We start from the raw sequence: 25,361 nt of genomic DNA, 5'->3' as shown, positions 1-25,361 counted from the left end.
AATCATGTATAAAAAGATAATTTATTGGCTAATAATATTAACAAATTTACTATTATTGACCGGTTGTGGTTCTGAACAAATTAATTTTTCAGGAAAAACCATGGGCACTTCGTACTCCATTAAATATGTGAGTGCACCCACCACTCCGCCGCTTGAATCGCTTCAACGAGACATTGAGCAAAAATTGCAGCTCATCAATGATCAAATGTCAACCTATCGCGAAGACTCTGAATTAAGTCGTTTTAATCAAAGTAGGCAGATCAACACCGCTTTCCCCGTTTCTGCCGCCACGGCAAAAGTGGTGCGGGAGGCAATTAGGATCAATGGTATTACTGAAGGTGCGTTAGATGTGACTGTTGGTTCGGTAGTGAACCTCTGGGGTTTTGGCCCTGAAGGTCGCCCCGATAAAGTTCCTACTGAGGCTGAATTGGAAAAGCGTCGGGCTTGGATTGGCATCGATAAATTGGCAGTAGAGCAGAAGCAAGACGCCTTGATCAAAACTATTCCTGAACTGTATGTCGATCTTTCTGGCATCGCGAAGGGCTATGGTGTTGATGTGATTGCTGACTATTTAGAAGCCAATAACATCCACCATTACATGGTAGATATTGGTGGTGAGATCCGCACTCGCGGCAATAATGGCAAAGATCAGCCTTGGCGTATTGCTATTGAAAAACCGAATGCGGGCGGGGGATCCAGCGCGCAGGAGATCATCGAACCCGGTATCATGTCGGTTGCAACCTCGGGTGACTATCGTAACTATTTTGAAGAAAAAGGCGTGCGTTATTCTCACACCATCGATCCTAGCACCGGTCGGCCAATAAACCATCGACTGGTCTCGGTAACCGTTTTGGATCCAAGCTGCATGACGGCGGATGGATTATCTACTGGTTTAGATGTGCTGGGGTCACAACGTGGTATGGAATTGGCGAATTTATTGAATATTCCCGTGTTTATGATCATTAAAACCGATAATGGTTTTGAAGCACGTTATTCAACGGCGTTTGAACCTTATCTGCGCAAAAAACATTGAGGAGGAAGGAGCGATGCTAACCCTGTTTATTATCTCTTTTATTTTTTTTCTGCTCATCACAATCGGTATGTCATTGGGATATTTGGTCAAACGCAAAAGCTTACAAGGCAGTTGTGGTGGGATCACGAGCTTAGGCATGGAAAAAATTTGTGATTGTCCTGAGCCTTGTGATAGTCGCAAAAAGCGATTGGCTCAAGCTGCGGCACGTGAAAAAAAATGGGCGCAATACCGTATTTTGTAATATACCTTTCGTCTTTGAAGTTTCCGCTAGGGCGACCGACCGATGAGCGTAGACATACCATGGCGAGAGCTGGCAGCCAACAACACGGCGGCTTCAAAGGCGAAGGGTATAAAAAACCGTTGATTCATCGCACCGGCAGTTTAATATTCTTAAACATCGCTTTAATATCTTCATTAGAGCGTAATTTTAGCGCCCGATCGACCCGATCACGTGTTAAATGCGGCGCGAAACGTTGAATAAAATCATACATGTAACTGCGTAAAAATGTACTGCGGCGAAAGCCAATTTTAGTAGTACTGCAAGTGAATATTTCTTTAGCTTCCACTGTTACCAGATCAGGATCTTGCTGTGGATTAACCGCCATATTGGCGATAATACCCACCCCAAGACCGAGACGCACATAAGTTTTGATGACATCCGCATCGGTGGCAGTGAAGACAATGCGCGGCGTCAAACCTGCGCGTTTAAATGCGCTATCAAGCGTGGCGCGTCCGGTGAAACCCAACGTATAAGTGACTATCGGGTATGCGGCCAATTCGGTAATAGTAAGATTTTTTTTACCTGCGAGAGGATGATCTTGCCTGACGACAACCCCCCTATTCCAGTGATAGCAGGGCAGCATAATTAAATCATCATATAAATGTAATGCTTCAGTAGTGATAGCAAAATCGGCATCGCCCTTAACAACGGCTTGCGCGATCTGAACAGGTGAGCCCTGATGCATATGCAAAGAAACACAGGGGTAATGTTTAATAAAACTTTTAATTATTTTGGGCAAGACATATCGCGCTTGGGTATAAGTTGTTGCGATACAGAGTGATCCTTTATTTGGACAGGTATACTCCCCCGCGACGGCTTTAATTGCATCGATTTTTGACAGTATTTCACTGGCAATAGCAATAATTTCCTTACCCGCAGGGGTAACTTGGGTTAAATGCTTACCACTGCGCGCAAAAATCAAAATCCCGAGTTCATCTTCCAGCATTTTTATCTGCTTACTAATACCGGGCTGAGAGGTAAACAAACCCTGCGCAGTGGAAGACACATTAAGATTATGGTGAACCACCTCGACAATATAACGCAGTTGCTGCAATTTCATCTTTGGATCACCTTTAATACCTTTTCACTGTATTTCTCCATTAGACCCTTTGTCTTTGAAGTTGCCTTCGGCTGCCAGGGAGACCGACCTATGAGCGCGGACATACCATGAGGCGAACACCCGCAGCTAAAAACGCGGCGGCTTCAAAGGTGAAGGGTATAAACCTATTTTTTATTTTCGATCCATCGACCGTCGATATAAAAAGCCGACCAAGACGTTGCTTTACCTGATTTTTCGGAGGAAATATATTGTTGTTTAGTTTTACGACTAAAACGTACTACGGTTTTATTGCCTTCACTGTCCTTTACCGGTGCATCAGCCAGATAGCGCAATTTTTCGGGTAAAAGAGGTTTAAATCTCACCAATTCTTCCACTAATGGAGCCCGTGTCTCTCTTGATTTTGGGAAAGTATTGGCCGCTAAGAAGACGCCTGCAGCGCCGTCGCGCAGAACAAAATAAGCATTGGATTGTGTACAGTGTAACTCGGGTAAAGGAATGGGATCTTCTTTTGGCGGTGCCACGGCACCATTGCGTAAAATTTTACGTGTATTCTTACATTGATCGTTAGTACAACCCATGTACTTGCCAAAACGCCCCATTTTTAAATGCATTTCAGCACTACACTTATCGCACTCAACAATCGGGCCTTCGTAGCCTTTAATACGAAACTCTCCTTCTTCAATCTCATAACCGTTACACACTGGATTATTACCACATATATGTAGTTTGCGGTGTGTATCGATCAGATAACTGTCCATTGCGGTAGCACATTGCGGGCAACGACGACGCGATCGTAATGCATTGGTTTCTGCATCGTCACCTTCTAAAATGTTAAGGATTTCTGTTTCAGGAATTAAATTAATGGTCGTTTTACAACGCTCTTTCGGCGATAAAGCATAACCTGAGCAACCAAGAAATACGCCGGTACTGGCGGTACGGATGCCCATCTGGCGGCTACATGTTGGACAGGTGATTTGGATCATGACTATGGCGTTGGGACGCATACCGCCTTCTTCTGGATCCTTTTCTGCCACAGCTAATTGGGCGCTAAATTCGCTAAAAAATGCATCAAGCACGGTTTTCCATTCTGCCTGATTATTGGCTACTTGATCCAAGCTGGTTTCCATGCGCGCAGTGAAATCATAATTCATCAATTCGTGAAAATTGGCTTCCAGCCGATCGGTAACAATTTCGCCCATTTTTTCAGCGTAAAAACGACGGCTATGAAGACGTACGTACCCACGATCTTGAATGGTAGAAATAATTGAAGCGTAAGTAGAAGGGCGGCCAATGCCTCTTTTTTCTAGCTCTTTGACTAAAGAGGCTTCGTTATAGCGAGAGGGCGGTTTAGTAAAATGTTGACTAGGAAGCAATTTTTTTAAATCCAGGGGCGTGCCGACGGCAATCATAGGTAAAGCACGATCTTCATCGCCTTTACGCAATACCGATACAACTTTGCTCCATCCGTCAAAACGCAAAGTGCGCCCTTTAGCGCGCAAGCGATAATCCCCGGCCTGAACGGTTAGTGTAGTGGAATCATACTGAGCCGGTGGCATTTGACAAGCAACGAATTGACACCAGATCAATTGATAGAGTTTTTGCGCATCCGGCTCCATATCTTTTAATTGTTCAGCCAACACATTGACATTCGAAGGGCGGATGGCTTCGTGTGCTTCTTGCGAATTATCTTTATTGCTGTATTGATTGGCAGAAGTCGGCAGATAACGAGCACCAAAATTGTCGTTAATATAACCTCGTACCATCGTTAAGGCATCTTGACTCAAATTAGTAGAGTCAGTACGCATGTAGGTGATATGACCCGCCTCATATAAACGTTGCGCCATCATCATGGTTTTTTTTACGCCAAAATTGAGTCGCGTGCTAGCCGATTGTTGCAGGGTAGAGGTAATAAAAGGGGGAGGGGGCTTACTGCTGGTGGGTTTGTCTTCTCGAGCCACCACCTTATAATCGGCATCTTTTAGTAATGTTAACGCAACCTGTGTTTGCTCCGCGTTAACCGGTTTGAATGGTTTATCACCGACATGGGTAACGGCCATTTGGATATTGAGATCGCCTTTTGCTAAAAGATCGGCATGTAGCTCCCAAAATTCTTGTGGTACGAATGCTTTGATCTCACTTTCGCGTTCAACGACTAGCCGAACGGCGACAGATTGTACTCGCCCGGCAGACAAACCGCGCGCAATTTTTTTCCATAATAGAGGGGAGACCATATATCCGACGACGCGATCCATAAAGCGACGCGCTTGCTGAGCATTAACACGATTAATATTTAATTGTCCCGGCTGCTGAAAAGCTTGCCCAATCGCGTTTTGGGTAATTTCGTTAAAAACCACACGGCTAAAACGTGTATCATCTCCGCCAATAATCTCCCGTAAGTGCCAAGCAATCGCTTCACCTTCACGATCAAGATCGGTAGCGAGATAGATGTGATCAGCTGTTTTCGCCAATGTGGTTAATTCAGCCACCACTTTTTCTTTACCCGGTAGAATTTCATATTGGGCTTGCCAACCATGATAAGGATCGATCCCCATTCGATTGACCAAAGCGGTTTTGACATCTTTTTTAACTTTTTTCTTAGACGGGGTTTCTTGTTTTTCTTTCGCTAAATTTTCAGTGAGATCTGTCTTTTTTCTACCCGAAATATTTTTACTGGTGGGTAAATCACGGATATGACCGACACTCGATTTGACAACATAATTACTGCCTAGATATTTATTAATCGTTTTGGCTTTTGCCGGAGATTCAACTATTACAAGCGCCTTGCCCATAATGACCTTACCTAAATTGTTGACTGATGTTGGAGTCTACGAAATCTTCTTTGAGCTGCGCTGATACTTCTTTACGCTATGTAAACTGCGCTTTTTCGCTCGTTTTTTCTTCAATTGAGCGTCGGTCAAGAAAATTTCGAACAGGCTCTAAGAAATTTTATGCTACCAATAATATTGCAATTTAGATTAGTGGTTTTTCGCTACGTTGCCACCAGCGCAATAATAAACGATCCGCATTTTTTGCTACACTGCCGGTAAATCGATCAATTAATCGTTTACGGCGACTGTATTTCACGCTAATCACTTCATGCTGTGCCATTTTAGCGATCAATAACTCATCGCTGCTCTCAATCGCGTCAACTAATCCTTTTTCTTTTGCTGTAATACCAAACCAATGTTCGCCTGTTGCCACGGTATCAATATCAAGCTGTGGACGCCGTTGCTTAATAAATTGCTTAAACAATAAATGGGTTTCATTTAATTCTTCCCGGAATTTTTCACGCCCTTGTTCGGTATTTTCACCGAATAAAGTGAGAGTGCGTTTGAATTCTCCAGCAGTGTGTAATTCAATATCAATATTATTTTTGCGCAACCATCGATTAAAATTAGGAATTTGCGCCACTACACCAATAGAGCCAATAATAGCAAAGGGGGAAGATACGACGCGATCGGCAACACAAGCCATCATATAGCCTCCACTCGCGGCGACTTTATCCACAGCCACGGTTAAATGGATACCCGCCTGTTGTAAACGTACCAATTGTGATGCTGCTAGACCATAACCATGAACCACTCCGCCAGGGCTTTCCAAACGTAGCAGTACTTCATCTTGTTTTGTTGCTACCGCCAATATTGCGGAGATTTCTTCTCTTAATGATGACACTTCATGCGCGTCAATGCTGCCTTTAAAATCGAGTACATATAGGCAGGGTTTTGCTGCCGCAGTAGTGTTCAATTTAGCTTGTTGTTTTTTTAACTGTTGATCTATTTTTTCCTGTTTTTTAATTTCTTTTTGCCAACGCTTTTGTTCGGTCTCAGACAGGCGTGCTAACTGCATCTTTTGCTGAATTTCTTTATATTGTTTACCTAAATTAACGAGTTTAAGTTTACCGCTGTGGTCTGATTGATGTTGCCCGATATAAAAAACGATAAATACCAGTGCTCCTATCGCGGTAACAATAGTCACCATTTTGGCTAAAAACAGCATGTACAAAGAAATTAATTCCACAAGTTCCGCCTTTCTTCATGTTTATTATTGAACATAATAGGTGTATCCCCTTCGCTTTTGAAGCCGCCATGTTGTTGGCTGTCGGCTCTCGCTCTGGCCGCTTAGCGGCAACTTGAAGGGTATATTAGATTCTGAATAGGCTGTTACAAACGCCGCTTCTTTATCTGCCTGGTGTCAGCCCTCGTTTTCTCAGAATGGCGCTTAACCGCACGGCGAATTTGATTGGCTTTCATGCGGCGGCGTTCTTGTTCAACAGGTAATTTACTGACGGTCTCCGCAGGCAGGGATACTAACTCACGTAAATAGTTTATCGCTTTCAAGTCAAGTTCTGTCCAGCCGCCACGCGGTAAACCTTTGGGTAAAGTGATATCACCGTAACGTATACGAATCAAGCGGTTTACTTTAACGTCGACCGCTTCCCAAAGACGGCGGACTTCTCGATTACGGCCTTCGGTCAAAGTGACGTTATACCATTGATTAATCCCTTCCCCACCTTGAAAACTGATCTTATGAAAAGAAGCAGACCCATCTTCTAACTGTATCCCTTTACTAAGCTGTTTGATTTTATCCTCGTCGATTTGACCGAAAACACGTACCGCGTATTCCCGTTCAACCTCATGACGAGGATGCATGAGACGGTTAGCCAATTCTCCGTCAGTAGTAAATAGTAATAAGCCTGAAGTATTGACATCTAAACGCCCTACCGCCACCCAACGAGAAGTCCGTAGTTTAGGCAAACGATCAAACACCGTTGGTCGCCCTTGGGGATCATGAAGGGTACATAATTCACCTTCTGGCTTGTAGTAGGCTAGCACACGACAGATGGCCGCATTCGATTCAGTAATCGCCAGTACACGACCATCCAAACGAATTTTGGTCGATTGGCGGACATCAACACGGTCACCCAAGGTTGCTATTTTACCATCAAGACTGATACGCCTTTGCATAATCATAGTTTCGATTGCACGGCGAGAGCCATGGCCAGCACGTGCTAGCACTTTTTGTAATTTTTCACTCATTGAAAACCTCTAATGTCGCCTTCACAGGCGTCGGGAGAATAATATTTAGGTGTCTGTTCGAAAAGGCGTCACATCGCCTGCTCCTTCACGGATGATGATAGGGGCAGAGGTGGTCATATCGATCACGGTGCTCGGTTGTGGATCTAAAACCCCTCCGTGAATAATTAAATCTACCTGCTTGCTAAGATTTTTTTTAATGGCTTCTGGATCGGATTCAGCACAATCATTGCCTGGTAGTATCAGTGTGCTGGACATCAACGGCTCTTTCAATAGCGCTATCAATGCTAGCGCTATTGGGTTAGTCAACACCCGTAATCCAATAGTTTTACGTTTATCATTCATCAAACGCCGTGGTACTTCTTTCTTCGCTCTTAAAATAAAGGTATAGCTCCCTGGTATATTATTTTTTATTAATTTGAAGGCATAATTATCAATATGAGCATAGGTAGAGAGCTCTGATAAATCGCGGCAAACCAATGTGAAATGATGGGTTGTATTGTGTTGCCGAATGCGATAGATACGATCCATCGCGATTTTTTCTTCTAGACGACAACCTAAGGCATAGCCAGAATCGGTTGGGTAGATGATGACGCCGCCTTTGCTTAAAACATCAACACTGAGTTTGATCAATCGTAATTGAGGGTCTTGCGGATGAATGTGAAGAAATTGACTCATGGTTGCACCTTATTTCATCCATTTAGATGTCTTTTTATCTCACTGGCCAATCATGCCATATCGGCTTCACCTTAGCAGGTAACCACAATTTGCGTCCTAGTTCAATCCAAGAGCAGGGATAGTGAAAATCCGATCCTTGAGAGGCTAATAGATTATATTGCTCCGCATATTGCCCCAATAAAACACGTTCGTCGAGTGTCTGTTGACAGGTAGCCACTTCCATACCATCCCCACCTTGCTCTGCAAAATGAGACAGTAATCGCTTTAACCATTTAGTTGTAAGCCGATAACGTCCGGGATGTGCTAATACCGCTTGCCCTCCAGATTGAGCAATAGCATTAATGGCTTGCTCTATAGTACACCAATGGGGCGGAACGTAACCGATTTTATCTTTTGCCAAATATTTTTTAAACACTTGGCTAATGTTGCTGGCCATTCCCAGTTCTACTAAATAACGTGCAAAATGACTGCGTGTAATTTGTGCCTCTTTGGCCAAACGGGTCACATTTGGCCAGACATCAGGGATCTGTGCTTTTTCTAAGGCCTGGCTGATTTCTTTCGCCCGCTGATGGCGTTTTGTCGCTTGTTCAGCCAATAATTGACAAATCCGTGGATGCGTAATATCGATATTTAAAGCAACCACATGTATTTCATGCTGTTGCCATACAGTAGAAATTTCTACCCCATGAATTAATTTTAATGCCAAGCTTTGTTGCTGGATGGCGGCATCAGCTTCTGCTAACCCGTCGGTGGTATCATGATCGGTAATCGCTAATACCCCCACCCGCATTAAGGCTGCTCGCGTGACTAATTCTGTGGGGGTTAATAAACCATCCGACGCGACCGTATGACTATGCAAATCATAAAGTATAAAATCGGCAGGTGCGATTATGTTATGGTTCAACGTGAATGTCCGTATTATGTACCTGATAGCATAAATTCAGACCACACCGGGGCATGATCAGAAGGTTTTTCCATGCCTCGAATTTGATAATCAATCCCTGTTGCTATACAACGTGATGCCAACGGAGCACTTGCCAACAGTAAATCAATCCGTAATCCACGATTTTCATCGAAGCCGCGTGATCGATAATCAAACCATGAAAACTGGTCATTACATTCAGGATTTTTGCTGCGAAAGGTGTCAATCAAGCCCCAATTTTGCAACCGCGCGAGCCAATCACGTTCTTCAGGCAAAAAAGCACATTTTCCACTGCGTAACCAGCGTTTTTGATTATCGGAGCCAATACCAATATCAAGCTCCGTTGGGCAAATATTCAGGTCGCCCATAATCAAAAGCTGATCGTCGGCAGTAAAATGTTGTTCGAGATAATGTTGTAAATCAGAATAAAATTTCGCTTTCGCGGGGAACTTTGTAGGGTGGTTGCGATTTTCTCCTTGTGGAAAATAACCATTTATCACCGTTAAGTTTCCCTGTGGTGTCGCTACATCTACCATAATAATACGGCGTTGCGCATCGGCATCGTCAGTAGGAAATCCTCGTCGTACCGCCAAGGGTTGCTGTTTGATTAACAATGCTACGCCATAATGGCCTTTTTGCCCATGGTAATATACGTGGTATCCATATTGACTTATTTCAGCTAAAGGAAACATATCATCATGCACTTTAGTTTCTTGTAATCCGATGATATCCGGTTGATGTTGTGTAATAATCGCAGCGAGTTGATGGAAGCGGGCACGTAACCCATTTATATTAAAAGAAACAAACTTCATATTTCGTGCCGTTTTTAGTACAAAAGTACGTGAATGCTAACAGATATCTAATAAAATGTAATCTATAGCCTTTGAAGCTACGTTAGCCAGTAGACAGATCAATGAAAAATATCTAACGGTATTAATAAAAATTAATGGAGATTTTATTGCATGAAAAAAATGGGATTATTTCTGATGGGGCTCAGCATGGCATTCATGGTTTCAGCCACTTCATTTAAAGAGGGAAAGCAATATGAATCCTTAAAGGAGCCTGTGTTTGGAGATCAACAACAAGAAGTGGTAGAGTTTTTTTCTTTTTACTGCGGGCACTGTTATGTATTTGATAAAGAATTCCAGGTGTCTCAGAAAATAAAAGAAGTGGTGCCGAAAGGAGCTAAAATAGAACAATATCATGTTGAATTTCTGGGCAGATGGGGTAAAGCGCTCAGTGAAGCTTGGGTGATTGCTAAGGAGCTAGAGGTAGCAGATAAAATCAAACCTCTGCTATTTGAAGCTGTGCAAACAGAAAAAAAATTAGAAACCAAAGACGCGAAAGCAGTTGAGGCAATTATTGGTGAGATTTTTGCCAAAGTAGGTGTGGAAAAAGAAAAATACGAGACTGTAAAAAAAGGCATTCAGGTCGAACTTTCGCTTTTAAAACAAAAAGAAATGGCTGAAAAGCTAAAGGTAAATGGTGTTCCCGCCGTCTATGTTGATGGAAAATATAGGATCAAAAGCGAAGGCATCGATACCACTTCAAAAGCGGCTTATGCTAAAGAATATGCCGAAGTGGTTGGATTTTTATTAGATAATTAAGCTAATTATTTTTAAGTCTAGTTTCTTGAGAGAGCCGATAACACTACAGTGGAATCATACGAGGGCATGCCTTTAGGGGCTATAACAGCCATAGTAGCAGCTGGGGGATTGTACTTAGTGGGTTGTTGTATCGCTGTTGTAAAATAATTCATAAAAAAGACTAAAAATACGGCAGTAAGCACCCTGCCTGCATAGAGATTATTTATCCATGCAGGTAGGGTATTTTTCATCACAGGTATAAATTTACCATTCGGTAACCTCTTTGCTATGATTGTGGCCAGTAGACCTCTTTCGAAACCTACTGAGTGATGCGAATCCTGCGTTGCCCGGTACGCGCAATCCTCATGTACTTATATGTACATTCCGGTTGCTGTGTGCCGGGCGCCTTGACTTCTCATCACTCACTACGGTTTGGAAAGAGGTCAAATGCCTTATCGCTAGCTAAAGACAAACAAACCTTATGACTCAAATTACAGCAAATCCGCTTATCTTGGTTGATGCCTCTTCATACCTTTATCGGGCTTATCATGCTCTTCCTCCACTGACGAATAGCCACAAAGAGCACACTGGGGCGATGTATGGCGTGCTAAACATGTTGCGTAGCTTATTATCGCAATATCATCCGAGCCATATTGCCGTGGTATTTGATGCCAAAGGTAAAACCTTTCGTGATGAACTTTATGTTCAGTATAAATCTCATCGTCCTCCTATGCCTGATGACTTAGCTTCACAAATCGAGCCGTTATATCGCATGGTACGTGCGATGGGGCTACCGCTGCTTGTCGTGGCTGGGTTTGAGGCCGATGATGTTATAGGGACGTTAGCGCAACAGGCAGAAAAAGCAGGCCGATCAGTTGTCATCAGTACCGGTGATAAAGATATGGCACAGCTGGTCACCACTAATATCACCCTGATTAACACCATGAATAACACCGTGCTTGGGCCACAGGAAGTACGCGATAAATATGGCGTTCCGCCAGAGTTAATGATCGACTTTCTCGCATTGATGGGCGACTCATCCGATAATATCCCTGGCGTACCGGGTGTCGGTGAAAAAACCGCGCAAGCCCTTATACAGGGGCTGGGGGGATTAGATTGCCTATTTTCTAATTTGGAAAAAATCGCGACCTTAACTTTTCGCGGCGCCAAAACTTTTGCCGCCAAGTTACAACAACATAAAGAACTGGCTTATTTATCTTATCAATTGGCGACGATTAAAACGGATGTTAAGTTAGATATCGCCCATGATAAATTAAACATCACCCCCCCCGATATCGATCAACTACATCAGTTGTTTAGTCGTTATGAATTTAAACGTTGGCTGGCTGAGTTAAATTCGCCTGATTGGCCGATGGGTAAAAAACGTCCTGCGACATCCATTGATGAGCCGACCGCGCCAAGCGCGCGATTTTCACAAGATAACTACCAGATAATTTTTGATGAAGACAGCTTATCCCATTGGATTGAGCAACTGAATCAAGCCGATCTTTTTGCTTTTGATACCGAAACCGATGGGCTGGATATTATCAATGCTAATCTCATTGGTCTGTCTTTTGCGATTACTCCCGGTGAGGCGGCTTATTTACCCTTAGCGCATGATTATTCAGATGCGCCAATTCAGTTAGATCGCACTCTCGTTTTAGATAAATTAAAACCGCTATTAGAAAATCCGCAAAAGCGAAAAGTCGGGCAAAATCTTAAATTCGATAAAAGCATTTTGGCGCGTTGCGGTATTGTTTTGCAAGGCATTGCTTTTGACACCATGCTGGAATCTTATATTTTGAATACGGTGGCGGGGCGTCATGATATGGATAGTTTATCTCAACGTTATTTACAGCATAAAACCATCACCTTTGAAGAAATTGCCGGTAAAGGCAAGTCTCAACTCACCTTCAATCAGATTGCTTTGGAACAAGCGGCACCTTATGCTGCTGAAGACGCTGATATCACACTGCGACTTCATCATTGCCTATGGCCTCAACTACAACAAAGTAAAGCATTGAGCTGGATTTTTACCCACATTGAAATGCCGCTATTGTCGGTATTGTCGCGTATTGAAAGTACTGGCGTGTTGATCGACCGAGCTGTTTTGGCACAGCATTCTGAAGAATTAACCACAAGGTTAACTGAGTTAGAAGAGCAAGCACATCTATTAGCAGAAGAGCCTTTCAATTTAGCCTCACCTAAACAATTACAAACTATTTTGTATGAAAAAAAGAAGTTACCCGTACTGAAAAAAACCCCTAAAGGGGCTCCTTCAACCGATGAAGAAGTCCTTGCAGAGCTGGCGTTAGATTATCCTTTGGCTAAAGTTCTGCTTGAGTATCGTGGATTGGCAAAATTAAAAACGACTTATACTGATAAATTACCCTCGATGATTAATCCTACTTCAGGTCGAGTGCATACCTCCTATCATCAAGCGGTTACTGTTACCGGTCGTTTGTCTTCTCGTGAGCCTAATTTACAAAATATTCCTATTCGTAGTGAAGAGGGGCGGCGGATCCGTCAAGCCTTCATTGCGCCACCTGGCTACCAGATTATTGCCGCCGATTACTCTCAAATTGAGCTGCGTATTATGGCGCATCTTTCACAAGATGAGGGGTTGATAAAAGCCTTTACTGCCGATAAAGATATTCACCGCGCCACTGCCGCTGAGGTTTTTAATGTGTCTTTAGAGACAGCGACGGATGAACAGCGCCGTAGTGCCAAAGCGATTAATTTTGGTTTAATTTATGGCATGAGTGCGTTTGGTTTAGCGCGTCAATTAGGGATTGCACGGGTTGAAGCGCAACACTATATTGATCGGTATTTTGAGCGTTATCCAGGCGTGGCCAATTATATGGAGGCTATTCGCAAACAGGCGGCAACACAAGGCTATGTGACAACCCTTGCGGGGCGACGGCTGTATTTACCCGATATTAATGCATCGAGTGCCATGCGGCGTAAAGCCGCCGAACGAGAAGCAATCAATGCCCCGATGCAAGGCACTGCCGCCGATATTATTAAAAGCGCGATGATTGAAATCGATGCTTGGTTACAGCATCAACCCTTAGTACGGATGATTATGCAAGTACATGATGAATTGGTTTTTGAAGTGCATGAGAGTGTTTTGCAGGGGGCGGTAGAAAAAATTCGTCATTTGATGGAACAAACCACGAAAAAAAGTATGCCGTTGACGGTGCCATTGTGTGTCAACATCGGTGTTGGTGCTAATTGGGATCAAGCACATTGCTCATATCAAATAAACCCTTCTGTTTCTGTGTTAACCAAATAGCGGCTCTAATGGCGCCATTGGCAAATGTCAGGCGACTATTTGCTTTATGAGTGATAGTAAGTTGTTCGTCATCATTGGCAAAGAGTACCTGGTGTTCGCCAATAATATTGCCGGCGCGGAGAGTAGAAAAACCAATGGTACCGGGTTTACGGGGCTCTTTATTACGGCAATACAGCGCCGCCTGTTTTAGATCGAGCCCCAATGTGTCCGCCAGGGTTTCTCCCATCGCTAATGCGGTGCCTGAAGGGGCATCGACTTTATGCCGATGATGCGCTTCAATAATTTCAATGTCGGTGTCTTTACCGATTATTTTTGCTGTTTTTTTCAGTAGATCCAGCATCAAATTGACGCCAACACTGAAATTAGCCGCGCGAATGATGGCTATTTCTTCAGCGGCTTGATTAATTCGTATTTTGTCTTGATCAGTAAAACCGGTGGTACCAATCACCATCGCTTTTTTCTGTTGTCGGCAATATTCCAGATGCTGCAATGTCGCTGTAGGCGTCGTAAAATCAATCAATACATCAAAATTATCCTCAATAGTGGCTAAATTATCACTGAGGGTAATATTGAGTGGATTGATGCCAACCAGCACGCCAGCATCGATTCCCACCGCAGCATCGTTTTGACGCACGATAGCCGCGACCAGGGTCACCTGATTGTGTTGAGCGGCGGCCTGAATCAGTTGTTTGCCCATGCGCCCTGCCGCGCCGGCAATAGCAATACGTATCATTGAATTATTTGGATCCTAAGTGAAGGGAAGAGGTGTTTGTTGATTGTAGCCTATCCTGTTGTTTGCACTATTGATGCATTATGTCTTTACATTTTTATCATTTTTTGTTTGTAAATCAGGGAGTAACTTTTTTAACTCGCTGATTTTTGCTTCAGTATTTTTTTGCTCTTCCTTTAACTTTCTGATTGCTGCTTCAATATTTTTTTGCTCTTCCTTTAACTTGCTGATTGCTGCTTCAGTATTTTTTTGCTTTGCTTCAGCCATTGAAAGTATTACAGCACACTGTTCATGTTTTAATTCTTGCTGATCTAGTTTTTCTTTAATTATTTGAATATGTTCTTCTAGAGGTAGAGAGGAACGATTCACAAAAGCCTGATTTCCTACTCCAGTGACATATTGCCCTACTCTGGTGCCAACTCCGGCGACATCTTGCTCTACTTCGGTGACATATTGCTGAGAGTTTCCTGTTACTGTTGGACTACAAATGAACGGGATTGCCATAATGATTGTCTTATTAATAATATTAAAAAATAAAATTATACATCACAATTAATTTTTAATAAAAATTAATATGCTTAACTTTAATAATCTTTAGTCAACTTCCTTAACGCTGAGCCTTAACGCCTTAGGGATCTCAAAAACAATATTTTCTTCTCGGCCAATCAATTCGATTGCTTCTTGAGCGCCTAATGATTGCAGGCGTTTGATTACCTGCTGCACCAAAATGTCAGGCGCCGAAGCCCCGGCGGTGACGCCGATAGTGTGAGCATTAACGAGCCACTTCGGCTGAATATCGGTCGCTGAATCGATCAGATAGGCTTGTTTGCCCATTCTTTGTGCTAGCTCAGACAATCGATTGGAATTGGATGAATTTTTTGAGCCTACCACCAAGATGCAATCGGCACGCTGGGCGAGATCTCTGACTGCCTCCTGGCGGTTAGTGGTGGCATAACAAATATCATCTTTACGTGGCCCGGTGATCTGCGGAAACCGCTGCCGTAATGCGTCTATGATCACTGAGGTATCATCTATCGATAAGGTGGTCTGTGTCATAAAACACAAATTATTGGCATCTTTCACCACCAGCTGCTCAACGTCCTCTGGTGATCCCACCAAATAAATGCCACCTTGCGGATTATTATATTGTCCCATCGTGCCTTCCACTTCAGGATGACCGGCATGGCCGATCAGAACGGCTTCTATACCTCTGTGGCTGGCGCGTGCGACTTCCATATGCACTTTGGTCACCAGTGGACAGGTTGCATCAAGTAACAGGGTCAATTGACGGCTCTTTGCTTCTTGTCGTACTGCTTGAGACACCCCATGGGCAGAAAAAATCAGGATAGATCCTTCTGGCACCTCTGAAATGTCTTCAATAAAAATCGCCCCGCGTTGAGATAAATCATTAACGACATAACGGTTGTGAACCACTTCATGCCGCACATAGATCGGGGCGCTATACATGGCTAAGGCACGTTCGACAATATTAATCGCGCGGTCAACCCCGGCACAAAAGCCACGCGGATTAGCCAGCAATATCTGCATGGCATTTCTCCTCTGTTGCCTTAATTTCTAATACTTCAATGGTAAAATGAATCGATTGTTCTGCCAGTGGATGATTAAAATCTACCTTGATCGACTCTGCCGTTACTTCACGTACGATACCGGGCATTTCACTGCCATTGATCGCGCTAAACAGCATAATCGTCCCGACATTGGGGATCCCCGTTTGGCTAAAATCGCGTGGGGAAAAATGCTGGATCAAAGCGGGATCAGTGTGACCAAAGGCAGATTCTGCTGGTAAAGTAAAAGTCCGTTTATCACCTACTTGTAAGCCGAGCAAATGTTGTTCTAACGCCTCAGACAAACTGCGATCACCTAAACGAAATAAAGCAGGCTTGCCCTGGGCATAGGTCGAATCTGCCGTTGATCCATCAGCCAGCTTCAAGATGAAATGTACCAATACCGAGCTATTTTTTTGTACTCGATCTAACATTACTTTTTACCTTTTTTTAACACCGCTTTCTCCGGTGGGCTAAAGGCGCCTTCGCAAACCACTAACATCGCGCCAATACAAATTGCGGTATCGGCCAGGTTAAACGTCGGCCAATGCCAATGATTGACATGAAAATCGATGAAATCAATGACGACACCCTGCACCATACGATCAAATAAGTTGCCTAATGCGCCGCCGATAATCAGCGCATAAGCACAGTTAATCAATTTTTTCTGACGAGGAGTGCGAGACATGAATACCAATAACGTCAAGACAATGGCCAGCGCGATCAAGGCAAAAAACCATCGCTGCCAACCCCCTTTATCTGCGAGAAAACTAAATGCTGCACCGGAATTTTGTACATAGGTTAAATTTAACCAGGGTAACAATGGCAAACTTTCATACAACGTAAAATGAGCTATAACCCATTGTTTACTTGCCAGATCGAAAATCAACACCACTACACCTAGCCATAACCAACGTAATCCGCTCGAACACATTTTTTTATTCATCAGGCAAATCTACGCTCTTCACCGTTATCTGCAACGTTAGTGACACAACGGCCACACAATTTTGCGTGCTCCGCTACCAAGCCAATATCTTGAGTATAATGCCAACAACGTGAACATTTTTCCCCTTCGGCTTTATAAAAGGCAATTTTTAAGCCATTGATCAATTCACTTTGTTGTGCCTGATCGTCCGCCTCAGCGTAATCTTTTACCTGTGCCGCAGAAGTAATTAAAACAAACCGTAATTCATTCTGTAAATGCCTCAAGCGCGCGGCGAGTGAAGGTTCAGCATACAAGATAACCGCGGCTTCCAATGATCCCCCTATTTTTTTATCGTTTCGTGCTTGTTCCAACACCTTATTGACTTCAGCGCGAACCTTAAGCAATTCAGCCCAGAAATTATCATTCATAGGGTCATCATCCGCTAGGGCGAATAAATCCGCATACCATTCTTCGGTAAACACATATTTTTGACATTGGCCTGGGAGATATTGCCAGATTTCATCTGCAGTAAAAGAGAGAATAGGTGCCATCCAGCGTACTAAAGCTTGCGCGATATGAAACAGCGCGGTTTGACAACTACGACGCGCGATACTATCGCTCTTGGCGGTATATTGACGGTCTTTAATAATATCGAGATAGAAGGAGCCCATTTCGATAGAGCAAAAATGCATCAGGCGTTGTACCACTCGATGAAAATCATAGTTTTCATAAGCCGTGATAATTTCTACTTGCGCCTCCTGAGCGCGGCCTACCGCCCAGCGATCCAACACTATCATCTCTTGTGCTGCAAGTTGATGCTGCGTGGGATCAAAACCCTTTAGATTAGCCAATAAAAAACGGGCAGTATTGCGGATCCGCCGGTACGCATCGGCTGAACGGCGTAGAATTTCATCTGATACCGCGATTTCGCGACTATAATCCGTTGATGCCACCCATAAACGGAGAATATCTCCTCCCAACTTATTGGTAACGTCTTGCGGGCTGATGGTATTACCGATAGATTTGGACATTTTTCTGCCTTGGCCGTCCACGGTAAAACCATGTGTTAACACCTGGCGATAGGGGGCTTTGCCCTTCATCGCGGTAGAAATCATAAGGGATGACATAAACCAGCCTCGGTGTTGATCAGATCCTTCCAGATAGATATCTGGCGAGTGGCCTGCCAACTCAGGGTGGGAATCAATCACTGAAGAATGGGTGGATCCTGAATCAAACCAAACATCGAGTGTATCGGTGACCTTAACGTAATCTGCCGCCTCCTCTGCCAAAATTTCCGCTGGATCCAAATCCCACCATGCTTGAATGCCTTGTTGCTCGACCCGTATCGCCACTTGTTCCATCAATTCAATGCTACGCGGGTGCAGCGCTTGGGTTTCTTTATGTACAAATAAGGACATCGGCGTACCCCAAGTACGCTGACGTGAAATACACCAGTCTGGACGATGAGTGACCATGGTTTCAATACGTGCTTTTCCCCAAGCAGGGATCCATTGGACGGTGTTAATGGCTTGCAATGATTGCTGCCGCAACCCTTGTTGCTCCATACTAATAAACCATTGTGGTGTAGCCCGGAAAATAATTGGTGTTTTATGACGCCAGCAGCAGGGATAACTGTGCGTTAATTCTTCAACATGCAGCAATGTGCCATTATCACGCAGAATATTAACGACAAGATCATTGGCTTTTAATACAAATAAGCCGTCCAATACCGGGTAAGTACCCTTTAAATAACAACCATTAGTATCAACAGGATTAGCGATTTCTAACCCGTATTTTTGCGCGACAACAAAATCTTCGGGGCCGTGGCCTGGGGCTGTATGCACTGCGCCTGTCCCTGCATCCAGCGTCACATGATCACCCAAAATGATAGGCACATCAAAAGCCATAAAAGGATGCTGACAGCGTAAGAGTTCTAAATCAGCGCCACTACAGCTGCCTAAAATCTGCCATTCTGTGATAGCAGCGCGTTTCATGACTGTTTCCACCAAATCAGCCGCCAGGATGAGACATTTTCCCTCAATCTGTACTAACTGATAAATAAATTCGCTACATAATGTGATGGCGCGATTCGCGGGTAAGGTCCAGGGGGTGGTGGTCCAAATGACAACAGAAATAGGATCATGCACGGTAGCAACAGAAAATTTGGCGCAAACCGCCGCGACATCCAGCACGTTAAAACAGAGATCGATAGAGGTAGAGGTTTTATCGTAATACTCAACTTCTGCCTCTGCGAGCGAAGAGCCGCAATCAGTACACCAATGCACTGGCCTCGCACCTTTATATAAATGACCGTTAGCAATCACTTTAGCCAATGCACGAATAATGTTGGCTTCGGTTTTAAAATCCATCGTCAAATAGGGATGATCCCAGTCACCGAGCACACCAAGGCGAATAAAATCTTTTTTCTGCCCTTCAATTTGCTCAGTCGCGTAGGTACGGCATGCTGTACGAAACTCGGCGGCACTGATTTTTTTGCCCGGTTTACCAACAAATTGCTCAACTTTGTGTTCTATGGGTAAACCGTGACAATCCCATCCCGGGACATAAGGGGCGTCATAGCCTGATAGTCCTTTAGCTTTAATGATAATGTCTTTAAGAATTTTGTTGACGGCATGACCGATGTGAATATTGCCGTTTGCATACGGCGGGCCATCATGCAAGTTAAATATTTTTTTACCTTTTTTCGTCGCACGAATTTTGCCGTACAAATTATCTTCATACCAACGTTGTAATCTGTCAGGCTCACGTTTGGCCAAATCACCGCGCATCGGGAAGCCTGTCTCTGGCAAGTTAAGGGTATTTTTATAATCATTCATTGGATGTTGATTCCGTTTTTTATTTTCGTCTTACAGCCTGAAGAATTTTTTAGCCATCAGTACATCACTTGCGATTTGCTGCTGCAAAGTGTCTAGCGAAACAAAACAGCGTTCATTACGTAGTTTTGCCCGCAGCACTATTTCAATATGGCAACCATAAAGATCCTTCGTTATAGCAAATATATGTACTTCAAGTTGTTGACGACTCCCTGCAACTGTCGGCCTAGTACCAATATTTGCCACTCCCCGCAAAGGCTTGTCATCTGAACCTGTATACCCTTCGCCTTCGAAGCTGCCGCGTTGTTGGCTGCGGGCGTTCGCCGAATCACGTAGTTGTCTACGCTCATCGGTCTCACGTCCTGGCCGCGACGCTGCAACTTGAAGGACTGTGGGTATAGAACTTAAGCCATAAACATCAACCGCATATACTCCTTTAACCGGTGCCGCTAATCGTTTCAACGATATATTTGCTGTTGGAAAACCTAGTGTGCGACCCAATTCATCACCGTGAATAACGCGTCCGCTAATACTGTAAGGGCGACCGAGTAAATCTTCTGCTAAAACCAGATCATCGTTTTGTAATGCTTGACGGATAGCGGTACTGCTGATGCGTGAACCACTATTGCAAAAACTGCCGGTATTGACAACATCAAAACCAAATTCAGTACCTGCTTGCTGCAATAATTTTATATCGCCTAGACGATCAGAGCCAAAATGAAAATCATCACCAACAGTTAAGAATTTTATTTTTAATTTTTTTACCAATAATTGAGTAATAAATGCATGGGCAGTTAGGGCCGCAAAAGAAAGCGTAAATCTAACACACAATAGATAATCGACCCCGATTTGCGCTAAATATTTGACTTTATCGCGTAAACGTGTAAGACGTGTTGGCGCTTTTTCGGGCGCGAATAATTCTAATGGTTGCGGTTCAAATATCATGACCATGACGGGCGCTTTTAAACGCTGGCCTTCATGTTTTAATTGTCTAAGTAATGCTTTATGCCCAAGATGAACACCATCAAAGTTACCAATAGTGAGTACACAACCATAGTGATGGGCTCGGATATTGTGTATACCGCGAATTAGCTCCATGATAGCTAGCTCAAAACATCCATATACCCTTTGCCTTTGATGTTGGTTACGGGTATAGAGGAGAAAAATAAAGTGAATCTGCGCATTATACCTTGCTAGCTCCGCCTCTGTAGAATTTTCTTGTGGAAGACTGTATTCCATTAGATGAAACTGATAGAATCGCGCTCCAATACTGTAAAGCAGCAAGTGCTGCCATTACTGGCCTGTTTGTTTGCATGTTGGTTTGCATAAATTCACTGATAAATGAAGGCTAAAAAAATATTTTTTCTGCCTTTAAATTATCCTCAACAGAATATAATTTGGGAGTTGAACCTTGGCTAATATTAAATCAGCTAAGAAGCGCGCTAAGCAGTCTGAAAAACGCCGTCAGCATAACGCTAGTTGCCGCTCTATGGTGCGTACCTTTATTAAAAAAGTGTATCAGGCTATCAGTACTGGTGATAAAGATAAAGCACAAAAAGCATTTAATGAAATGCAGCCAATCATTGATCGTAAATCCTGCAAAGGTTTGATTCATAAAAATAAAGCGGCACGTCATAAATCTAATTTAGCGAAACAAATCAATCTGATGCAATAGTTAAATTAACGATGAATCGTGGATACTGTGTTTTATCCCCTTCCCCTTTGAAGTTGCCTTCGGCTGCCATGAGCGTGAGACCGATGAGCGTAGACAACTACGTGATTCGGCGAACATCCGCGCCAACAACACGGCGGCTTCAAAGGCGAAGGGGATAGAGCCTATTCGAAATCTTCTCTGAGCTACGCTCAATGGATGGAAAATGGGTGAAAAAGCGCAGGTGCTTTTATTTACACGATATAAGGCATGAGACAACACTAAACCAAAGGCCAATATTTACTGGTTTAGCCAAGTACCTAGCCGTCTGTTATTTTTCAGCCGTACAAAAACAAGTTCCTTGCCTCCATGGGCTGCGGTTGGCTCTGTATCAGGAGGCTGAATAATCCGTGAGGAGCAATGCAATGCGTCATTACGAAATCGTTTTTATGGTTCATCCTGATCAAAGTGAACAGGTTCCTGACATGATAGAACGTTACAGTCAGATTATCACAAATGCGAATGGGCAGATTCATCGACTAGAAGACTGGGGGCGCCGTCAACTCGCTTATCCCATTAACAAACTACACAAAGCACACTATGTTTTGTTTAATGTGGAAGCAGCTCAAGAAGCGATAGATGAACTGGAAAAATCGTTCCGCTTCAGTGAAGCTGTTCTCCGTAGCCTGGTTATGCGTTCCAAGGGTGCGGTAACTGAAGCATCACCCATGGTGAAAGCAAAAGATGAACGTCGGGATCGGGTTGAGTTTGTTCCAGAGAATAGTAGTGATACTGGAGATACTGAAGAATAATCGCTGTGATGACAATGAATCAGATGACACTTTCTGGCAGTGTACGCAAAACACCTATATGCAAGGTCAGCCCTTCTGGTATTCCACACTGTCAATTTGTACTCGAGCACCGTTCGTCGCAACAAGAAGCCGGATTGGCTCGAACAACCTGGTGTCATATGCCCGTTGTTGTCAGCGGACATCAGTTACAAACATTAACTCACAGTATAACAGTCGGCAGTCTGTTGACCGTACAAGGCTTTATTAGTTGCCACCAAGGGCGTAATGGGCTAAATAAGTTGGTTCTACATGCCGAGAAAATTGAATTAATAGATTCTGGAGATTAGCCAAATGGCACCTTATTTTCGTCGTCGCAAATTTTGCCGCTTCACCGCGGAAGGCACACTAGAAATTGATTATAAAGATATTGTTACATTAAAAAATTACATCACTGAAAGTGGTAAAATTGTGCCGAGCCGCATCACTGGTACTTGTGCTAAATACCAACGTCAGCTTGCTCGTGCTATCAAGCGTGCGCGCTACTTGTCTTTGTTGCCATACACTGATGCTAATCAGTAATCGGCTACTGTTCATTAATGACATTGAGAGGATAAAGTCATGCGCGTTATTTTGCTTGAAAAAGTAGAAAAATTAGGAAAGCTGGGTGATATCGTCGATGTAGCGGCGGGTTATGCACGTAATTTTTTATTTCCGCAAAACAAAGCTGAGCCAGCAAATAAGAAGAACATCGAGTTACTTAAAGAAAATCTGAGTGCACGTCAAAAACAAGCGGATGAGATCTTGAAAGCCTCTGAAGTTCGTGCAATCAAAATTAACGAATTACAAACGGTTACTCTGTTTGCGAAAGCAGGCAATGAAGGTAAATTGTTTGGCTCTATCAGTAGTAGCGACATCATTGCCGCAGTAAAAGAAGCAGGGATTGATCTGGACAAGAAAGAAATTAATTTACCTAAAGGGGGTTTACGTACCTTAGGTGAACATGAAATTCACTGCAATATACACCGAGAAGTCACTGCTAAATTAAGTGTCGTTGTGGTGGAAGGCGCTTAACACTTTTTCTACATTAATGTGTTGATCAAATAAAATGCCAGCCTTATGCTGGCTTTTTACTTTTTTATCGTAGTGCTTATGTGATCTTCCTGAATCGGGTAATACCCCTTGCCTTTCAAGTTACGACGGCGTTGGCAGCGATCTCTCATCCTCTGTCATGTACTGCCTGTACACTCCTGGGATTCGATTGATTGCCGCCTTGCCGTAACTCGAAATTCATTGGGTATAATACCCTTCGCCTTTGAAGCCGCCGCGTTGTTAGCTGTGGGTATACAGGCCACTGTGCAGCCATCAAGTGGGATAGAAAAACCACGGAATATTATCATGCTAAAAATTTTTAATACTCTGAGCCGCCAAAAAGAAATATTTCGGCCTATTGATGCAGGAAAAATAGGCATGTATGTGTGCGGTATTACTGTCTATGACTTGTGTCATATTGGCCATGGACGTACTTTCGTCGCTTTCGATGTTATTGTGCGTTATCTGCGTTATTTGGATTACGATTTAACCTATGTTCGCAATATCACTGATATTGATGACAAAATAATCAAAAGGGCAGCAGAAAATAATGAAACCTGTCAACAGTTGACCGAACGCATGATGATAGAAATGTATCGTGATTTTGATGCGTTGAACATATTACGCCCGAATGAGGAGCCTCAAGCCACTGCTCACATTACAGAAATTATTGCGCTGATTAAAAAATTGATTGAAGGAAAACATGCCTACATTGCCGCAGATGGTGATGTGGTTTTTGCGGTGAAAAGTGCGCCGAATTATGGATTGCTTTCTCGGCAAAATCTAGAGCATTTACAAGCAGGCGCACGAGTCGCGATCGCTGATGGTAAAGAAGATCCAATGGATTTTGTGTTGTGGAAACGCGCTTTGCCAGGCGATCCGAGCTGGGATTCGCCTTGGGGAGCGGGGCGGCCAGGGTGGCATATAGAATGTTCAGCGATGAATGCTAAACAATTAGGCCGACATTTTGATATCCATGGCGGTGGCTCCGATTTATTGTTTCCCCATCATGAAAATGAAATCGCTCAATCAACTTGTGCCCACGGTGATCCTTATGTCAATTATTGGATGCACACCGGAATGGTGATGGTTGAAAAGAATAAAATGTCGAAATCGCTAAATAATTTTTTTACTATCCGCGATCTCCTCGATCACTATGATGCGGAAACGGTGCGCTACTTCCTTATGTCTGCTCATTATCGCAGCCAACTTGATTACAGTGAAGAAAATCTACGGCAATCACGTATTGCTCTTGAACGTTTGTATATTGCTTTACGAGGCACCGATGAGACGGCTAGCGCTGCTGCGGCGGGAGAAAATTTTGAAAAACGTTTCCGTGATGCAATGGATGATGATTTTAATACACCAGAGGCTTGTGCTGTGTTGTTTGATATCGCACGTGAAGTTAATCGACTGAAAACAGAAGATAACGCTGCTGCAAGTGGTTTAGCGGCAACCTTGCGATCAATGGCGCAAGTTCTTGGCTTATTGACGCAAAATCCTGAGCATTTTCTGCAAGCTGTCAATCATAGCGAAATCGCTAAAGATACTGAAATCGCTAAAATTGAAGCCTTGATTGAACAGCGTAATACTGCCCGCCAGCAAAAAAATTGGGTGCTAGCAGATGAAGCAAGGCATCAGCTGAATGAAATGAAAATTACATTAGAAGATGGGCCACAAGGTACCACGTGGAGACGTAAGTAAAAAATAGAATTCCTGCAAAACCTACTGCGTGGTGTGAATTCTGCGTTGCGCGGTGCTCGCAATCCTCATGTACTTGTGTCAACGAAGGTTGCTGTGCGCCGTGCGCCTTGACTTCATATAACGAACTACGGTTTTGCAAGAAGTCTAAATTATCAGCGAGCACAAGAGATTTCTAACAGGCTAAT

24 protein-coding genes are annotated in these 25,361 nt (G+C 43.5%); 10 read left to right on the top strand and 14 right to left on the bottom strand.

Annotated elements, in window-relative coordinates; all coding sequences use genetic code 11:
• Nucleotides 1–4 precede the first annotated feature (4 nt).
• Together AACL30_RS07830 and nqrM are read left to right on the top strand one after the other, a co-directional pair.
• Nucleotides 5–1,033, top strand: coding sequence for an FAD:protein FMN transferase (locus AACL30_RS07830; protein WP_339058263.1), 1,029 nt, complete (start codon nucleotides 5–7; stop codon nucleotides 1,031–1,033).
• 13 nt (nucleotides 1,034–1,046) lie between these two features.
• Complete coding sequence (gene nqrM, locus AACL30_RS07825; protein ID WP_039907313.1) at nucleotides 1,047–1,274, top strand: (Na+)-NQR maturation NqrM; 228 nt, start codon at nucleotides 1,047–1,049, stop codon at nucleotides 1,272–1,274.
• Nucleotides 1,275–1,398: 124 nt separating this feature from the next.
• Here nqrM and cysB read toward each other — a convergent pair whose 3' ends face one another.
• From cysB to xthA, 7 genes are all read right to left on the bottom strand, one after another.
• Nucleotides 1,399–2,373, bottom strand: a complete 975-nt coding sequence (gene cysB / locus AACL30_RS07820) for an HTH-type transcriptional regulator CysB (protein WP_339058262.1) — start codon at nucleotides 2,371–2,373, stop codon at nucleotides 1,399–1,401.
• Between the two features lie 164 nt (nucleotides 2,374–2,537).
• Nucleotides 2,538–5,162 (bottom strand): type I DNA topoisomerase, encoded by a 2,625-nt coding sequence (gene topA / locus AACL30_RS07815; protein WP_339058261.1) that lies wholly within the window; start codon nucleotides 5,160–5,162, stop codon nucleotides 2,538–2,540.
• Nucleotides 5,163–5,343: 181 nt separating this feature from the next.
• Nucleotides 5,344–6,390, bottom strand: a complete 1,047-nt coding sequence (gene sohB, locus AACL30_RS07810) for a protease SohB (RefSeq protein WP_339058260.1) — start codon at nucleotides 6,388–6,390, stop codon at nucleotides 5,344–5,346.
• Between the two features lie 143 nt (nucleotides 6,391–6,533).
• Nucleotides 6,534–7,409, bottom strand: coding sequence for a 23S rRNA pseudouridine(2605) synthase RluB (gene rluB, locus AACL30_RS07805; RefSeq protein WP_339058259.1), 876 nt, complete (start codon nucleotides 7,407–7,409; stop codon nucleotides 6,534–6,536).
• Between the two features lie 45 nt (nucleotides 7,410–7,454).
• A complete protein-coding gene (locus tag AACL30_RS07800; RefSeq protein WP_339058258.1) occupies nucleotides 7,455–8,084 on the bottom strand; it encodes an L-threonylcarbamoyladenylate synthase in 630 nt (209 codons plus the stop codon).
• Between the two features lie 34 nt (nucleotides 8,085–8,118).
• A complete protein-coding gene (gene rnm / locus AACL30_RS07795) occupies nucleotides 8,119–8,988 on the bottom strand; it encodes an RNase RNM (protein WP_339058257.1) in 870 nt (289 codons plus the stop codon).
• Between the two features lie 14 nt (nucleotides 8,989–9,002).
• On the bottom strand, nucleotides 9,003–9,818 hold the full coding sequence (gene xthA / locus AACL30_RS07790) for an exodeoxyribonuclease III (RefSeq protein ID WP_339058256.1): 816 nt from the start codon (nucleotides 9,816–9,818) through the stop codon (nucleotides 9,003–9,005).
• A 150-nt stretch (nucleotides 9,819–9,968) separates the two neighbouring features.
• On the opposite strand from xthA, the gene AACL30_RS07785 reads away from it, so the two are divergent.
• Both AACL30_RS07785 and polA read left to right on the top strand, forming a co-directional pair.
• Nucleotides 9,969–10,613: a DsbA family protein gene (locus tag AACL30_RS07785; RefSeq protein ID WP_339058255.1), complete on the top strand. Its 645-nt coding sequence runs from the start codon at nucleotides 9,969–9,971 to the stop codon at nucleotides 10,611–10,613.
• 460 nt (nucleotides 10,614–11,073) lie between these two features.
• Entirely contained in the window at nucleotides 11,074–13,887 is a 2,814-nt protein-coding gene (gene polA / locus AACL30_RS07780) for a DNA polymerase I (RefSeq protein WP_339058254.1), read from the top strand.
• On the opposite strand, the gene dapB is transcribed toward polA, so the two are convergent.
• The 7 genes from dapB to ribF form a co-directional block, all read right to left on the bottom strand.
• The gene (gene dapB / locus AACL30_RS07775) at nucleotides 13,823–14,620 is read right to left on the bottom strand and encodes a 4-hydroxy-tetrahydrodipicolinate reductase (RefSeq protein WP_339058253.1); all 798 of its coding nucleotides are present in this window, start codon (nucleotides 14,618–14,620) and stop codon (nucleotides 13,823–13,825) included. The two genes, polA and dapB, sit on opposite strands and share 65 nt — an antisense overlap.
• A gap of 78 nt (nucleotides 14,621–14,698) precedes the next feature.
• Nucleotides 14,699–15,121: a hypothetical protein gene (locus AACL30_RS07770; RefSeq protein ID WP_339058252.1), complete on the bottom strand. Its 423-nt coding sequence runs from the start codon at nucleotides 15,119–15,121 to the stop codon at nucleotides 14,699–14,701.
• A gap of 90 nt (nucleotides 15,122–15,211) precedes the next feature.
• Nucleotides 15,212–16,165, bottom strand: a complete 954-nt coding sequence (gene ispH / locus AACL30_RS07765) for a 4-hydroxy-3-methylbut-2-enyl diphosphate reductase (RefSeq protein WP_339058251.1) — start codon at nucleotides 16,163–16,165, stop codon at nucleotides 15,212–15,214.
• On the bottom strand, nucleotides 16,146–16,616 hold the full coding sequence (gene fkpB, locus AACL30_RS07760; RefSeq protein WP_006704653.1) for an FKBP-type peptidyl-prolyl cis-trans isomerase: 471 nt from the start codon (nucleotides 16,614–16,616) through the stop codon (nucleotides 16,146–16,148). Before fkpB ends, ispH begins: the two co-directional genes overlap by 20 nt.
• The gene (gene lspA, locus AACL30_RS07755) at nucleotides 16,616–17,128 is read right to left on the bottom strand and encodes a signal peptidase II (protein WP_339058250.1); all 513 of its coding nucleotides are present in this window, start codon (nucleotides 17,126–17,128) and stop codon (nucleotides 16,616–16,618) included. The genes fkpB and lspA overlap by 1 nt, the downstream gene beginning before the upstream one ends.
• On the bottom strand, nucleotides 17,128–19,944 hold the full coding sequence (gene ileS, locus AACL30_RS07750; RefSeq protein ID WP_339058249.1) for an isoleucine--tRNA ligase: 2,817 nt from the start codon (nucleotides 19,942–19,944) through the stop codon (nucleotides 17,128–17,130). The genes lspA and ileS overlap by 1 nt, the downstream gene beginning before the upstream one ends.
• 30 nt (nucleotides 19,945–19,974) lie before the next feature.
• The gene (gene ribF, locus AACL30_RS07745; RefSeq protein ID WP_339058422.1) at nucleotides 19,975–21,039 is read right to left on the bottom strand and encodes a bifunctional riboflavin kinase/FAD synthetase; all 1,065 of its coding nucleotides are present in this window, start codon (nucleotides 21,037–21,039) and stop codon (nucleotides 19,975–19,977) included.
• Nucleotides 21,040–21,352: 313 nt separating this feature from the next.
• On the opposite strand from ribF, the gene rpsT reads away from it, so the two are divergent.
• The 6 genes from rpsT (at nucleotide 21,353) to cysS (ending at nucleotide 25,176) form a co-directional block, all read left to right on the top strand.
• Nucleotides 21,353–21,616 (top strand): 30S ribosomal protein S20, encoded by a 264-nt coding sequence (rpsT, locus tag AACL30_RS07740; RefSeq protein WP_006707104.1) that lies wholly within the window; start codon nucleotides 21,353–21,355, stop codon nucleotides 21,614–21,616.
• Between the two features lie 401 nt (nucleotides 21,617–22,017).
• Nucleotides 22,018–22,404, top strand: coding sequence for a 30S ribosomal protein S6 (gene rpsF / locus AACL30_RS07735; protein ID WP_039907305.1), 387 nt, complete (start codon nucleotides 22,018–22,020; stop codon nucleotides 22,402–22,404).
• Between the two features lie 8 nt (nucleotides 22,405–22,412).
• On the top strand, nucleotides 22,413–22,730 hold the full coding sequence (gene priB, locus AACL30_RS07730) for a primosomal replication protein N (protein WP_039907303.1): 318 nt from the start codon (nucleotides 22,413–22,415) through the stop codon (nucleotides 22,728–22,730).
• 4 nt (nucleotides 22,731–22,734) lie between these two features.
• Nucleotides 22,735–22,962, top strand: coding sequence for a 30S ribosomal protein S18 (gene rpsR / locus AACL30_RS07725; protein ID WP_006704646.1), 228 nt, complete (start codon nucleotides 22,735–22,737; stop codon nucleotides 22,960–22,962).
• A gap of 39 nt (nucleotides 22,963–23,001) precedes the next feature.
• Entirely contained in the window at nucleotides 23,002–23,454 is a 453-nt protein-coding gene (rplI, locus tag AACL30_RS07720) for a 50S ribosomal protein L9 (protein ID WP_339058248.1), read from the top strand.
• Between the two features lie 324 nt (nucleotides 23,455–23,778).
• Complete coding sequence (gene cysS, locus AACL30_RS07715) at nucleotides 23,779–25,176, top strand: cysteine--tRNA ligase (RefSeq protein ID WP_339058247.1); 1,398 nt, start codon at nucleotides 23,779–23,781, stop codon at nucleotides 25,174–25,176.
• Nucleotides 25,177–25,361: the final 185 nt, after the last annotated feature.

The sequence above is a fragment of the Candidatus Regiella endosymbiont of Tuberolachnus salignus genome, from assembly GCF_964020115.1.
In the GTDB taxonomy this organism is placed as follows: domain Bacteria; phylum Pseudomonadota; class Gammaproteobacteria; order Enterobacterales; family Enterobacteriaceae; genus Regiella; species Regiella insecticola.
This window is presented reverse-complemented; position numbering and strand designations above follow the sequence as displayed.

What these genes read in the sequence shown, in the direction of transcription:
- AACL30_RS07830 (WP_339058263.1), top strand. Translation starts at nt 5, where the DNA reads ATGTATAAAAAGATAATTTATTGGCTAATAATATTAACAAATTTACTA.
- nqrM (WP_039907313.1), top strand. Translation starts at nt 1,047, where the DNA reads ATGCTAACCCTGTTTATTATCTCTTTTATTTTTTTTCTGCTCATCACA.
- cysB (WP_339058262.1), bottom strand. Translation starts at nt 2,373, where the DNA reads ATGAAATTGCAGCAACTGCGTTATATTGTCGAGGTGGTTCACCATAAT.
- topA (WP_339058261.1), bottom strand. Translation starts at nt 5,162, where the DNA reads ATGGGCAAGGCGCTTGTAATAGTTGAATCTCCGGCAAAAGCCAAAACG.
- rluB (WP_339058259.1), bottom strand. Translation starts at nt 7,409, where the DNA reads ATGAGTGAAAAATTACAAAAAGTGCTAGCACGTGCTGGCCATGGCTCT.
- AACL30_RS07800 (WP_339058258.1), bottom strand. Translation starts at nt 8,084, where the DNA reads ATGAGTCAATTTCTTCACATTCATCCGCAAGACCCTCAATTACGATTG.
- xthA (WP_339058256.1), bottom strand. Translation starts at nt 9,818, where the DNA reads ATGAAGTTTGTTTCTTTTAATATAAATGGGTTACGTGCCCGCTTCCAT.
- AACL30_RS07785 (WP_339058255.1), top strand. Translation starts at nt 9,969, where the DNA reads ATGAAAAAAATGGGATTATTTCTGATGGGGCTCAGCATGGCATTCATG.
- polA (WP_339058254.1), top strand. Translation starts at nt 11,074, where the DNA reads ATGACTCAAATTACAGCAAATCCGCTTATCTTGGTTGATGCCTCTTCA.
- dapB (WP_339058253.1), bottom strand. Translation starts at nt 14,620, where the DNA reads ATGATACGTATTGCTATTGCCGGCGCGGCAGGGCGCATGGGCAAACAA.
- AACL30_RS07770 (WP_339058252.1), bottom strand. Translation starts at nt 15,121, where the DNA reads ATGGCAATCCCGTTCATTTGTAGTCCAACAGTAACAGGAAACTCTCAG.
- ispH (WP_339058251.1), bottom strand. Translation starts at nt 16,165, where the DNA reads ATGCAGATATTGCTGGCTAATCCGCGTGGCTTTTGTGCCGGGGTTGAC.
- fkpB (WP_006704653.1), bottom strand. Translation starts at nt 16,616, where the DNA reads ATGTTAGATCGAGTACAAAAAAATAGCTCGGTATTGGTACATTTCATC.
- lspA (WP_339058250.1), bottom strand. Translation starts at nt 17,128, where the DNA reads ATGAATAAAAAAATGTGTTCGAGCGGATTACGTTGGTTATGGCTAGGT.
- ileS (WP_339058249.1), bottom strand. Translation starts at nt 19,944, where the DNA reads ATGAATGATTATAAAAATACCCTTAACTTGCCAGAGACAGGCTTCCCG.
- ribF (WP_339058422.1), bottom strand. Translation starts at nt 21,039, where the DNA reads ATGGAGCTAATTCGCGGTATACACAATATCCGAGCCCATCACTATGGT.
- rpsF (WP_039907305.1), top strand. Translation starts at nt 22,018, where the DNA reads ATGCGTCATTACGAAATCGTTTTTATGGTTCATCCTGATCAAAGTGAA.
- priB (WP_039907303.1), top strand. Translation starts at nt 22,413, where the DNA reads ATGACAATGAATCAGATGACACTTTCTGGCAGTGTACGCAAAACACCT.
- rpsR (WP_006704646.1), top strand. Translation starts at nt 22,735, where the DNA reads ATGGCACCTTATTTTCGTCGTCGCAAATTTTGCCGCTTCACCGCGGAA.
- rplI (WP_339058248.1), top strand. Translation starts at nt 23,002, where the DNA reads ATGCGCGTTATTTTGCTTGAAAAAGTAGAAAAATTAGGAAAGCTGGGT.
- cysS (WP_339058247.1), top strand. Translation starts at nt 23,779, where the DNA reads ATGCTAAAAATTTTTAATACTCTGAGCCGCCAAAAAGAAATATTTCGG.